Below are 12,467 nucleotides of genomic sequence, written 5' to 3'. Positions count from 1 at the left end.
AAATAAGCTAAAACTTTGTGTGTCTTTGCGACTTCTTTGCGAGCCTTTGCGAAATTATTTTAATTAAAAATATCCTCCCTTTTTCCTTTGCTCCAGGGCAGCCTCACTACGCTTATCGTCCATACGGGCGCCTCGCTCAGAAGATTTAGAAGATTTGTTTTCATACATAATATCATCAATAACCGAAGCGTCGCTTACAAATGCCGCCGTACACGTCATGTCGCCCACAGTACGGAAACGCACAACACGATCTTCAATCTCATCACTATCCACAAGGTTAAGGTGTTCGCTCCATGCCAGGTATGCGCCATCGCGTTTTACCAGTTTACGCTCATGCGCAAAATATATGGTAGGCAGGCCAATGCCTTCTTGTTTAATGTAGGTCCACACGTCTTCCTCCGTCCAGTTACTGATGGGGAAAGCGCGTACATTTTCGCCAAAAGCGATCTTACCGTTAAAAATATTGAAGAGCTCAGGGCGTTGCTTTTTCGCATCCCATTGCCCGAAATCATCCCGAACAGAAAAAATACGTTCTTTGGCACGGCTCTTTTCTTCATCGCGCCTTGCACCACCCATACAGGCATCAAAGCCAAATTCTTCTATCGCATCTAAAAGTGTAACGGTTTGCAATGCATTACGGCTGGCATATTTTCCGGTTTCTTCCTGCGCCTTGTTCTGGTCTATACTATCCTGAACGTAACGCACTATAAGCTCTACGCCAAGCTCTTCAACCAGCTGGTCGCGAAAGGTAATGGTCTCAGGAAAGTTGTGCCCTGTATCTATGTGCAGGAACGGAAACGGAATTTTAGCAGGATAAAAAGCTTTTTGCGCCAGGCGTGCCAGCGTTATGCTGTCTTTACCTCCGCTAAAAAGCAATACCGGCTTTTGGAACTGCGACACTACCTCACGGATGATGTAGATGCTTTCGTCCTCAAGAGTTTGTAGATGTGATGCTATGTTTTGTGCCATATTAGTAATTTTTATCCGTATGTATGTGCAGGCCGCACTCTTTTTTGCCGTCTTCCCACCACCAGCGCCCGGCACGGAAGGGCTCGCCTTCGGCCAACGCACGGGTACATGGAGCACAGCCAATACTCAGGTAGCCTTTTTTATACAAACTGTTTAGGGGAATATTATAAGTATCTATTAACGCCTCGGTTTCCTTTAGCGTATAATGTAAAAGCGGATTGAATTTTACCAGTTGATTCGCCTCATCCCATTCCAGGAACTGCATATCGCTGCGGTTCTCGCTTTGTTCGGCACGCAGGCCGGTAATCCAGAGTTCAGCGCCTTTAATGGCTTTGCCCAATGGCACCACTTTACGGATGCGACAGCATTCTTTCCTGCTTTCTATGCTGTTGTAAAAGCCGTTTATTCCCTGCTCAGAAACATACGTATTGATATCTGCTGCATCAGGAAAAAAGGTTTTGATATTAAGTTTAGGATATTTGTTCTGGGTACGCTGAAAAACCTCATAGGTTTCGGCAAACTGGCGCCCGGTATCAAGTGTAAATGTATTTACAAATTCAGCATAAGGGGCAATAAAATGCGTAAGCACCTGGTCTTCGATGCCAAAAGAAGTGGAAAACACCTTTTTACCGTCGAAGTTTTTAATGATAAGCGGAATGGATTCTGCCAGTGGCAATCCCTGTAATTCCTTGTTTAGGTAGTCTATTTTCTCCTTCATCGTCGTCTCCAAAAAATGCGTAACTGTAATATTTTTCAAATATACTATTACTCTATGGAAATTATAGAGAGTTTGAAAAATTTTTTATTGTGGCTTTTTGGAGCTTCGGTTTTTTTTGGAACGCGGATTTAGCAGATGCTACGAAAGCACGGATTTTTAAGGATTTGATAAAGTCGTTGTCATTCTGATTGTAGCGAAGCGGAATGAAGAATCTCCTTTCTCAAAAATTAGAAGCTAAATAATGGAACGTGGATTTTAGAATACTTTCTTCACATTACATCATTACGAATGCAGCGCAGCGGAATGTAGCAATCTCTATAGTCATTGAATTTCATGAGATTCCTCCTAACACCGGAATGACAAAACTGATTCCTTCTATTGCAGTAACTCATTAAAATAAGCGAGCTGCGTCTCTAATACTCCCCTAGCCCGGCAAGCATTGCCAGGGTTTTATCCTGAAGCATATTAAGCGTGCTGTCGCGTACATTTTCAAGAAAATGGTGTAGCGAGCAGGCATCTTCATCAGGGCAGTCGTCGCAGCGTTCATAAAAGTTAAGGCTTACACACGGCAGCATGGCTATAGGCCCATCCAGCACGCGTATTAATGTTGCAGCTGTAACGGTATTAGGATCTTTCATCAGATAATAGCCTCCGCCTTTTCCTTTCTTAGAGCCCAATATGCCAAACTTTTTAAGGTCGAGCAAAATGGCTTCAAGAAATTTCTTGGGTATCTGCTCTTTTTCCGAAATATCAGAAATAAGCACCGGCGCAGTAGCATTTTGCCGCGCAATGTATATAAGGGCTTTAAGTCCGTACTTCGTTTTTTTACTAAGCATAGTGAGCTGTTACTTTTGGTAAAGTTACTGTTTTTTTAATAAAAATATTTCTGCCATCATGCAGCGCGCGCTTCCGCCACCACAGGCCTCAATGGTATCAAGGTTAGCCGTAAGTATCTCGGTATGTTTTTCTATTCTTGATATCTGGTCTTTTGTCAGCACACTATAAGCCGCATCGCTCATTACAAGATAGCTTTTTTCGCTGCCCTGCACCTGTAGCATATTACCCGCAAAATGATTAAGCTGCTCCTCTGTAAGCAATATCACTTCTTTGCCATCTCCCCTAAGGTTAGACAGCACCATTTTACGCTCTGTTTTATCATCAATACAATCTGCACAAATTACTGCAAACGTACTGCCTATGCACATCATTACATTGGTGTGGTATATATGCACACGCTCGCCATCTACCGTCTGGAACGCTTCAAAGATAACCGGACCCAGGTCAAAGTCTTCGCAGTACTCAATTACCAGTTCTTCTTCCGCGCGGGGCGAAAGCGCACAGTATGCCTTATGATTTTCCCTATCGAGTACCAGGCTACCGGTACCTTCAAGAAAAAGGCCTTCTTCTTCGGCACTGGTATAATCTACCAGATTATCTATTACAAAACCACGGTCTTCTAATATGTCAAAAATATCTTCGCGGCGTTCGCTTCGGCGGTTCTCAGCAAACATAGGATACAATGCCACATCGCCATTTTCATGAAACGACACCCAGTTATTAGGAAAAACAGAATCTGGCGTATCTGTATCTGTAGTATCATCTACTACAATAACATTAACCCCTACAGCCTGCAACTTTTCTACAAAAGCATCAAATTCCTGCTGCGCCTTTGCATTAACGGTTGATGGCAACAGGTTATCTACCACCTTTTGGTAATAGTTGTTTACGGCAGTCTGCTCATTCATCCTGAACGCCACAGGGCGTATCATCAATATGGTATCTGTAATCTGTTTCATACTTCAAATATAATTAATCCCTTGCCAATGGCAAAGTACTGCAACGCAACAAGCCTTCCTGTTTTGATATTTCGGCGTAAGGCACTTCCTCCACAATAAAATCTCTTTCCAGCAGCCACGCTTTAAGGCGGGTGAAGCCTTTTTCTATCACTACCACATCTTCTGCTATCGAAAAAAAGTTAGAGGTCATATGATACATTTCTTCCCTGTCGATATGAAAAAGGTTTTCGAAACCAAACAGGTTTACAAGGTACAGGTAATCTGCTTCTTCCCTAAAACCACTTTTATAGATCACACCTTTGTCTTTACCTACCGGCTGAAAACAACAATCAAGGTGCAGGGCATTATCCCGTGGCTCTATACGCGATTTTACAAGATCAAATTCCTTAACTATCTTACTTGGGAATAATTCCTTTATAAAGTCTACACCCTGTGTATTGGTACGTGCTGTTATATACTCTTTATAATCGCTGCCTTTGTAAGTACCTATAAATATATGGTCGTTCCACACTATAACGTCGCCGCCTTCAATGTGCACTTCTTCCGGTGGCTTAACCACTTTAGCAGGGTTTGCCTTTTCAACAATATACTGAATGGCTTCCTGTTCGCGCTCACGGTCCGGCAAAATATTAGCCCATATAAACACATCGTCAATAACAAAACCTATGTCGCGGCTAAATATCTGGTTATAATCTGCAATGATCTGCGGCCTGTAAACCGAAACATCATATTTTTCAAAAACGGCATTTAGGGCATCCATTTCAGCCACCATGCTTTCTTCTGTAGGATATGTGCCTGCTTTTATATGCTCAAGCGATTTTGGATCGTATGCCTCGTGCAATGCGGGTGTTGGCCCGTTGCTTTGGGCTGTGCCCAGTATAACCGATCGTAATCGTGAAGTTTCGTTATTTACATTAAGGTGTAACATGGTTGATAATTTGAGCAAATATAAAAAATACAGGCTAATAACCGATTTTTGTTCGGAAAATGATGGAAAAATAAACTAAATACCAAATTATAACAAAAACGGCTCCACAAATGCGGAGCCGTAGTCAACTTATACTATTTCTAAAATTATCTTTCAGATTGTGGTACGAAATCCCTAAGCGGGCTTCCTGTATATACCTGGCGCGGACGGCCTATCGGCTCTTTCTGAAGACGCATTTCTTTCCATTGTGCAATCCATCCCGGAAGACGGCCTATTGCAAACAACACAGTAAACATTTCAGTAGGAATACCAAGTGCCCTGTAGATGATACCTGAGTAAAAATCTACGTTAGGGTACAGGTTTCTTGCCTTGAAATATTCGTCCTGAAGTGCTGCCTCTTCAAGTTTTTTGGCAATGTTAAGAATAGGGTCGTTTACACCAAGTTCTCCAAGTACGTCATCTGCCGCCTTTTTGATGATCTTAGCTCTTGGGTCAAAGTTTTTGTAAACCCTGTGTCCAAAGCCCATAAGGCGGAACGGATCATCTTTATCTTTAGCCTTAGCAATATATTTTTCGGCGTCGCCGCCATTGTTTTGTATTTCTTCAAGCATTTCAAGCACTGCCTGGTTAGCACCACCGTGAAGTGGACCCCATAGCGCAGATACACCTGCTGATATAGAAGCAAAAAGGCTTGCCTGAGACGAACCTACGATACGCACAGTTGATGTAGAACAGTTTTGCTCGTGGTCTGCATGCAGTATAAACAGTTTATCAAGCGCAGCGATAACTTTAGGATTAGCCGCGTAAGGACCTGTAGGAAGCTCAAACATAAGCCTCATAAAGTTTTCTACATATCCTTTAGTGTTATCGTAGTAGTTTAATGGGTAGCCCATGTTTTTACGGAACGTCCATGTAGCAACCACAAGGAATTTACCCATGGTTTTACATACCGTATCATAAAGCTCCTGGTTGTCTGAAACATTTACACCCTGTGGGTTAAATGCTGTAAGAGCACTTGTAAGCGATGCAAGAATACCCATAGGGTGTGCATTTTTAGGAAAACCATCAATGATGTTTTTCATTTCCTCGTTTACAAGGGTATATTTCCTTATATCATTTTCAAATTTTTCAATTTGTTCAGCTGTAGGCAATTCGCCAAATATAAGCAGGTAAGAAACCTCAAGAAAGTTAGATTTAGAAGCAAGTTCTTCAATGCCGTATCCTCTGTAGCGCAGGATACCTTCTTCACCATCTAAAAAAGTAATGGCACTCTGGCAGGCACCTGTATTTTTAAATCCGCGGTCTAGCGTTATGGCGCCGGTTTCCCCACGCAGTTTATCAATATCAATGGCTACCTCGTTTTCAGTGCCCACAATTATAGGGAACTCATACTTTTTGCCATCAATTTCTAATATAGCAGTTTTTGACATGACAGTATTTAGTTTGTAATGGATTTGAAATTTATATTCCTGCGAATTTAGGAAATAACAATTGATATATAAAGAAAAACCTGCATAATAATCGCTAATTACCTATACATAATATAAAAAATAACCCATTAAAAATACATCCTGTTTCATTCTTTATAGCTACAGCATGCCATCATTTTTCATCATTTATATCCGTTTTTGAAACCGTTATAGTACACAACCCCACTTACAATGGGGTACTCAGCTATTTTCGCACTTGGAGAGCAACAAAAGGTCTGTTTTTATCGGGCAGACCTCCTAAATAAATCTAATCTCTATCTCGTACAACATCTGCAAAAAGAAAATACACCTAACCGGATGTTATAGTACTGCCAATTAAAGATTTGTTAAGACAAAGCCATAAAATCTGCATTAACTTTAGTATTAATGATTAATTGAATAAAACATGGCCTCAGAAAGTATTACCCTCGCAAGCAGGCGCCTGGCAGAAAAAGGACTAAAACTGGCACTTGCAGAAAGCGCCTCTGCCGGATGGCTGGCTTCGGAGTTTTCATTAACCCCTACTTCGGGCGATGTATTACTAGGAGGTATAGTTTGCTATGATGCCTGTACGAAGGAAGAGCTTTTTGATATACCACAGGAAATAATAGATAGTTACACTGCTGAATCTGCAGAAGTAACCCGGCTGCTTGCCGAACGGTTGCCAAAATTCTTTAAATGTGATATTGCTATTGCTGTAACAGGACTAACCTCGCCAGGCGGAAGCGAAACGGAAGACAAGCCCGTTGGCACCATGTTTATTCACATAACACTGCCCGAAAATCGTTATTGCGCACACCGGGAAGTATTTGAAGGCGAAGCAGAAAATATTATTACACAGGCTATAGAACGTACCGGCGAGTTACTAATAAACTTACTGAACAACATGACTGATGATGTTATTACAGAAAGGAGTGCCAACGGTGGCGGTACATTACCAAATACTAATGTTCCACCCGCGCAGCAATATGAGACATAAACTCAGATTAACGTGAGTTAGAGTAAGGTATTAGTTTTCCTTTTAAAATCTACAAGGTTAAAAAAAACTTACAGGTTAGCACAGATTGGATGATTTATGGTTCCTGCAAGGTCTTCAGTACCTTGTAGGTATAAAAATTTAGGTAAAAATAGCTACATGTTCCTGCTGCAATTTTTCAGACGTACCTGTTTCCATATAACGCTTAAAGCCCAATATATCATTGCGCACAATTTTTTCAAATACAGGGTTCAGCAATCGCGCTACTTCCTCTCCGGCAGCACCCAGCGGAGCATGATAAGAAAACACCACATGCATAAGTGTACCAAGCTCTCCGGCATCTTTAAACTCTACCTTGCCGGCATTGCGCAAACTGCTACCATTAATAGAATGCCATCCAATAAAGCGGTTTGGCTCCTCAGCAACAATCTCGGCAGTCCAGCTTAATGATGCAGGAAGCCCCGGCACTTTTACCTTCCATTCGCTAAGCGAATCCCCCAGCACCGTTACGCTGTCCAGGTGTTCCATAAACAGGGGCAGGTTGCCTAAATGGCGCCAAAAGTTATACACTTCTGCAACCGGCTTCTTTACAATAAGGCGGGCATGTATATTTACGTTAGACTCCCTGTGTTTCGCAGGGCTGCCTACACCTCTGCTTTCCTGCTTATTTTTATCGAGCGCATTAAGAAGCCCTTTAACACCACGGTACAGCATAATACCACCCGCAGCCAGTTCGCCAATGCTTTTTTTGTCTTTTTTAAGCGCGTCGTATAAAAGATATGCCCCACCTAGTATAGCAACTACGTTTTCTATAGTATACACATCTTTAGCAACGGGTACTACCATTCCTGTATTTTCAAGTGCCATAACGCCGATTATTTGAGGTTTGTTAATTAAAGTGATTTAAACTAAAAATTTTAAATCGCTTCGTTACTTAAAAATACTAAAAGCGACCATCACAGCCACTTACTTTAACAATCTGTTATCAATTATAAATAATGAATCCCGATAGGCGTGTGCCCAACGGGATTCTTCTCTGCTCAACTACATCCAAGCCTTATTACATTGGGGCTTGTATCTGCTTAATATTATTTAAATGATCAATCTCCTTAATTACGGCCGTTGCGGTACGCCCGGATTAATTGCAGACTGCGTAGGCTTAGTTGTGGGCGTTGTAACCGGTCCTACAGCAGGCGAACCCGGTGTTACGGGTATACCGTTAGTATTGGGCGGCTGTGTAGGCGGTTTTACATCTTGCGGGGTAGGCTTTACATTATTAGGCAGCCCTGTTTGCTGTGGCGCGCTATTAACCGGATTAGGAGCAGGCGATGATGTTGTAGGCGACATGGTATTTCCCGGCATGGGTCTGCTTATGGAAGTACTCACTGTATCTGTTTGCGCAGAAGCCAGCCCAAAGGCCAGCAATCCTGCAATGGTATATATAAACTTTTTCATAGCATTATTTTATGGCCTGTTTGGCGTTACCGGGGTAGTAGTTCCTGTCGGTGTAGTACCTGTAGCAGAAGTAGTGCTGTTTGGCTGCGATCCTGCTGGCTTTGTTGTTGACGTACCAGCTCCTGGTGTTACAGTAGTAGGCGAAGTTGTGGTTGTTGTAGACGGATTTGTAATAGTGGGTGTAGTAACTGTAGGCTGTACCGTAGGGGTATTTGTAATTGTTGTACTGTTACTGGTTGTACCTGCCGGATTGCCATATGTGCTATTATTATTCATCCCCGGTGTAGTGGTGGTAGATGGTGTTGAAATAGTGGTAGATGGCTGCTGCACCGGATTTGTAATTTGCCTGTTAGCAGGATTAGTTGCGGGAGTTGTAGTGTTTACCTGTGCTGATGCCAAAGCAAAAAACATAAGGCCTGTCAGCGTATAAAATATCTTTTTCATAACATGCGTATTTTTAAATTGTTACATAAAATTACGCTATGCTACTTTGAACAAATCCATGATTATAAAAAACTTAACCTCCTTTTATATCAATATTATGAGTTACTACAAACTACTGTTAATTACCTTACGCTGTTTAAACAACAATCACAGAGTCTGCATATAAAAAATCTGTTACTACCATATATGTACCAAATAAAAAACCCGCACAATTGTGCGGGTTGGTATATTAAGAACAGATTACTACTAATAGAAAGTAGCCCTGTTATCTTCAATTGTTGCTTTGTCTTTAAGTGCTATAGATATCCTGTTATCTACACCACCCCTGCCCTGGCCGTTTAGCCTTGCAGTAATAGCAGCCGGACTTGCAAGTGCCGGAGCTACTTCGATGTTTTTAGTACGGATCATGTATACACCCGCCTGGCCATCGATAAGCTTAGATGTTTTGTTAGCACCAAGGCCAAAAGCAGCACCTACTACTTTAAACTCAGGGCCTACACCTGTAATCATCGGGCTTGCAAAAGTAACGCTAAGTGCAGGAGTTATAGAAGCACCTGCTTTTTGAGCTACCGCTTCAAGCGTGCTACCCTGCATTTTCTCTCTGATTATTTTAGCTTTCTTCTCATTGCGAAGTATAGGCAATACACTAATTTTTGCCTGCTCTAAAGGCAATACACCTTTTTCGTTTATGTTTTTAAGCGAAGCAACTACGCTACCTTGTGGAGTATCAAATTTCTTAACATCGCCCACGTTAGTATCGCCGTTAAATGCCCAACGTACAATTTCTCTTTCTGCACCTACACCCGGAAGGTTTTCATCTGCAGCGCCAAGGCTGTTAGCAGGAGTTACAGTAAGGCCTGCAGCTTTAGCAAGGTCAGCAAAAGGCTTTTTAGTATCTCTTGCATCCATTTCAAGCTTAGTAGCTTTCTGGAAGTTAGCATCAGCAGTAGCGTCGCTTGCGTTTATTTTTTGAGCGATAGTAGCAATACGTACACCATCTTCTTTATCAAGTATCCTCATTACGTGGAAACCAAACTCTGTTTTTACAACGCCTGTTTTACCTTTAGGGCTTGCAAGAGCAAAATCCTTAAATTCTTTTGCCCATCCACCATCTGGAGTTACATCATAAACACCACCGTTTTGCATAGCACCCGGGTCGTCGTTATTTGTACGCGCCAGCATGTTTATAGCATCAGGGTTAGCATTAACCTGACCAAGGAACTGGTCAGCAAGTGCTTTAGCTTCTTCTTCAGTCCTGGTAGCTGTAGCTCTCATAGCACCTTTATAAGCTACAAGAACGTGTACAACTTTAGTACTTGCACCCGGCCTTTTAGCCATCATCCTTGTAAGCATGTAAGCACCATTTTGTAGGTAAGGACCATATACCTGGCCTACACCAAGATTCTGGATTTGCTGTGCATGCTCTACCGGAAGTTGTGCCTTAGTTACAAATGTAGTATCATACTTCATTTCTGAGTTAAGGTTTACAAATTCTTCTACTTTATCAGGAGAAAGGCTTGCAAAACTTGGTATTGTATCTGTACCACCGTTAGCGTTCAGTTTTACCTGAGGCGCAAGGTAAGCTTCAAATGTCTTTTTAACTTCAGCTTCGTCAGCAGCAGAAGGCTTGTTGTCTAAAAACACATACTCAAGATCGCGTGATGCTTCTGATTTGTATTTTTTAGCATTTTTCTTCATGTACTCTACAAGCTCTTCATCAGTAACTTTTACTTTAGGATCTTCATCATTTACCGTAGCATATGGTACAAGAACATAATCAAAGTTTACTTTGTTGCTTTCTTCAGCATATTTTTGTTTTGCTTCAAAATCAGTTGTAAAGTATGCTGCCTTAAGCATAGTACCATACAGCTGCCTTTTAGCAGAAGCTTCTATTTGTGGCCTTTCGCTTTCGATAGCCTGCCATTGTTGCGGATTTGTAGTTTTTAGGTTAACAAGAAACTCGTTAAACTTAGCTTTATCAAATTTACCGGCGGCATTCATAAACTGAGGGTTATTGCCCAGCATTTGCGCATAAACGTCAAGTACATGGTCTTTACCTACCACAAGGCCTGCTTTTTCATACCTTTCTTCAAACAGAACCCTGTCTACTTCCTGGCTCCATACATAACCTGCTGCCTGGCCTGCTGTAGCACCTTGTTGGCGCTGCTGCATGCTTGCAACTTTCTGGTTAAATTCTACATAAGGTATATCAGTACCGTTAACGCTTCCTACGTTTTTGTCAACGCCAAAACCGCCACTACGTACTACGTCGCCTATGATAAAAGCAAGTAGGCAGAAACCTATAATACCTATCAGTAATATCGAACGTTCTCTAATTTTAGATAAAACCGCCATTTGTTATAATGTTATTTTTTAATTCAGTGGGCGAAAATACAATTATATGCTTAATAATAAAATATACAAGGTGTTTTTTTTAGGCACAAGTTAATTTTTTCTAAACTACGCGCTCAAAGCACCGTCAATAAGCTACAATCGTTTTCGCAATTAAACATCCTCCTCAGTATCGTGCTCGTCTTCTATCTCACCAAAAAGCTCTTCAATAATATCTTCTACAGTAATAACCCCTAAGGTTTTGCCCTCCGCATCCTGTATTACTGCCATGCTTTTGCGTGCACGGGTAAGCTGGTTAAGCAGCTCTTTTATAAAAACACCTTCGCGGGCAAATACAGGCCGTACCATTACATCAGTAATACTTTCAGGGCTTTTAAACAATGCAAAAGAATGCACATAGCCTTTTATGGCATCTATATTTTGATGATATGCAATTACCTTACTGTAACCGGTTTGTATAAAAAGCTGCCTGAGATTTTCTACACTACTATGCATATCAAGGGCTATAAGTTCTGCCCGGGGAGTCATGATGTCTTTAGCCTGCCTCCCGGTAAACTCTAGTGCATTTTTAAATATCGCTATCTCGGCATCTACTTCCTCCTGTGCGCTTGCAACAGAGAACTGTTCGTTTACATACGAGCCCAACTCAGCACGTGTAAAATAACCTTTACCCTTATCAGCCTGTGTCCTGAAAACAGTTACCAGTATAAAATTTGCGATGGCAAGCAGCCCACGGCTCACAGGATAAAATAGCCTAAAAAAAACATAGGCAGGAATTGCCAGCACCTTGATAAGACGGTTAGCGTAGGCCTGAAAAAAAACTTTAGGCACAAACTCAGCAGTAACAAGAATAATAAATGTTGCCACGGTAACCTGGATGAGCATTTGCCAAAAAATATTCATCGCAAATATATCAGCACCAACCCAACGGATGACCGCATGAGCCATATTATAGCCATAAAGCACTAGCGCTATACTGTTACCCACAAGCATTGCCGTAATAAACTGCGTAGGATTTTGTGTAAGGCGGGAAAGTATTTTAGAAAGTAGCGTATCCTGTTTCTGCTCTACACTAAGATATACTTTATTTGCAGAAACATAAGCTATTTCCATGCCCGAGAAAAAGGCAGAAAGCAAGAGGCAACTTATAATAACTAATGCCTCCATAGTGTTTATTTTTTAGGCTCCTGGTAACGTTTGTATGAATTTCTCCTTACGAAAAACATAGCCACACCACATACCGCAAGAAGTATGTATGGTAACGGATCTGAGCCTTCGTTATACTTACTAACAGCCTCTATAATAAACAGTAAAGTTATAAGCAGAAACAGGTAAGGTATATATTTAAAATAAGCCATTG

13 protein-coding genes are annotated in these 12,467 nt (G+C 41.5%); 1 reads left to right on the top strand and 12 read right to left on the bottom strand.

Annotated elements, in window-relative coordinates; genetic code table 11:
* Window positions 1–63: 63 nt before the first annotated feature.
* From cysD to DYH63_RS20870, 6 genes are all read right to left on the bottom strand, one after another.
* Window positions 64–969: a sulfate adenylyltransferase subunit CysD gene (gene cysD, locus DYH63_RS20895; RefSeq protein WP_240409040.1), complete on the bottom strand. Its 906-nt coding sequence runs from the start codon at window positions 967–969 to the stop codon at window positions 64–66.
* 1 nt (window position 970) lies between these two features.
* A complete protein-coding gene (locus tag DYH63_RS20890; protein WP_116790645.1) occupies window positions 971–1,687 on the bottom strand; it encodes a phosphoadenylyl-sulfate reductase in 717 nt (238 codons plus the stop codon).
* 413 nt (window positions 1,688–2,100) lie between these two features.
* A complete protein-coding gene (locus tag DYH63_RS20885; protein WP_116790644.1) occupies window positions 2,101–2,523 on the bottom strand; it encodes an RrF2 family transcriptional regulator in 423 nt (140 codons plus the stop codon).
* Window positions 2,524–2,547: 24 nt separating this feature from the next.
* Complete coding sequence (ctlX, locus tag DYH63_RS20880) at window positions 2,548–3,483, bottom strand: citrulline utilization hydrolase CtlX (protein ID WP_116790643.1); 936 nt, start codon at window positions 3,481–3,483, stop codon at window positions 2,548–2,550.
* A gap of 13 nt (window positions 3,484–3,496) precedes the next feature.
* Window positions 3,497–4,411: a dimethylarginine dimethylaminohydrolase family protein gene (locus DYH63_RS20875; RefSeq protein WP_116790642.1), complete on the bottom strand. Its 915-nt coding sequence runs from the start codon at window positions 4,409–4,411 to the stop codon at window positions 3,497–3,499.
* A 146-nt stretch (window positions 4,412–4,557) separates the two neighbouring features.
* Window positions 4,558–5,841, bottom strand: coding sequence for a citrate synthase (locus DYH63_RS20870; RefSeq protein WP_116790641.1), 1,284 nt, complete (start codon window positions 5,839–5,841; stop codon window positions 4,558–4,560).
* A 445-nt stretch (window positions 5,842–6,286) separates the two neighbouring features.
* On the opposite strand from DYH63_RS20870, the gene DYH63_RS20865 reads away from it, so the two are divergent.
* Window positions 6,287–6,859 (top strand): CinA family protein, encoded by a 573-nt coding sequence (locus tag DYH63_RS20865; RefSeq protein WP_116790640.1) that lies wholly within the window; start codon window positions 6,287–6,289, stop codon window positions 6,857–6,859.
* 138 nt (window positions 6,860–6,997) lie between these two features.
* On the opposite strand, the gene DYH63_RS20860 is transcribed toward DYH63_RS20865, so the two are convergent.
* The 6 genes from DYH63_RS20860 to DYH63_RS20840 form a co-directional block, all read right to left on the bottom strand.
* Window positions 6,998–7,723: an SRPBCC family protein gene (locus DYH63_RS20860; RefSeq protein WP_116790639.1), complete on the bottom strand. Its 726-nt coding sequence runs from the start codon at window positions 7,721–7,723 to the stop codon at window positions 6,998–7,000.
* Window positions 7,724–7,969: 246 nt separating this feature from the next.
* Window positions 7,970–8,311 carry a hypothetical protein gene (locus DYH63_RS21415; protein ID WP_162927117.1) on the bottom strand — a complete coding sequence of 114 codons (342 nt, stop codon included), beginning with the start codon at window positions 8,309–8,311 and terminating at the stop codon, window positions 7,970–7,972.
* A gap of 9 nt (window positions 8,312–8,320) precedes the next feature.
* The gene (locus DYH63_RS21410; RefSeq protein WP_162927116.1) at window positions 8,321–8,755 is read right to left on the bottom strand and encodes a hypothetical protein; all 435 of its coding nucleotides are present in this window, start codon (window positions 8,753–8,755) and stop codon (window positions 8,321–8,323) included.
* A 246-nt stretch (window positions 8,756–9,001) separates the two neighbouring features.
* Window positions 9,002–11,110 (bottom strand): SurA N-terminal domain-containing protein, encoded by a 2,109-nt coding sequence (locus tag DYH63_RS20850; protein ID WP_116790637.1) that lies wholly within the window; start codon window positions 11,108–11,110, stop codon window positions 9,002–9,004.
* 150 nt (window positions 11,111–11,260) lie between these two features.
* On the bottom strand, window positions 11,261–12,274 hold the full coding sequence (locus DYH63_RS20845; RefSeq protein WP_116790636.1) for a hemolysin family protein: 1,014 nt from the start codon (window positions 12,272–12,274) through the stop codon (window positions 11,261–11,263).
* 5 nt (window positions 12,275–12,279) lie between these two features.
* A complete protein-coding gene (locus tag DYH63_RS20840; protein WP_116790635.1) occupies window positions 12,280–12,465 on the bottom strand; it encodes a hypothetical protein in 186 nt (61 codons plus the stop codon).
* Between the last annotated feature and the right edge of the window lie 2 nt (window positions 12,466–12,467).

It is taken from the genome of Flavobacterium psychrotrophum (genome assembly GCF_003403075.1).
GTDB classification, from domain to species: Bacteria; Bacteroidota; Bacteroidia; order Flavobacteriales; family Flavobacteriaceae; genus Flavobacterium; species Flavobacterium psychrotrophum.
Note: the sequence above shows the minus strand (reverse complement) of the source record. Positions and strands in the feature narration are given on the sequence as shown.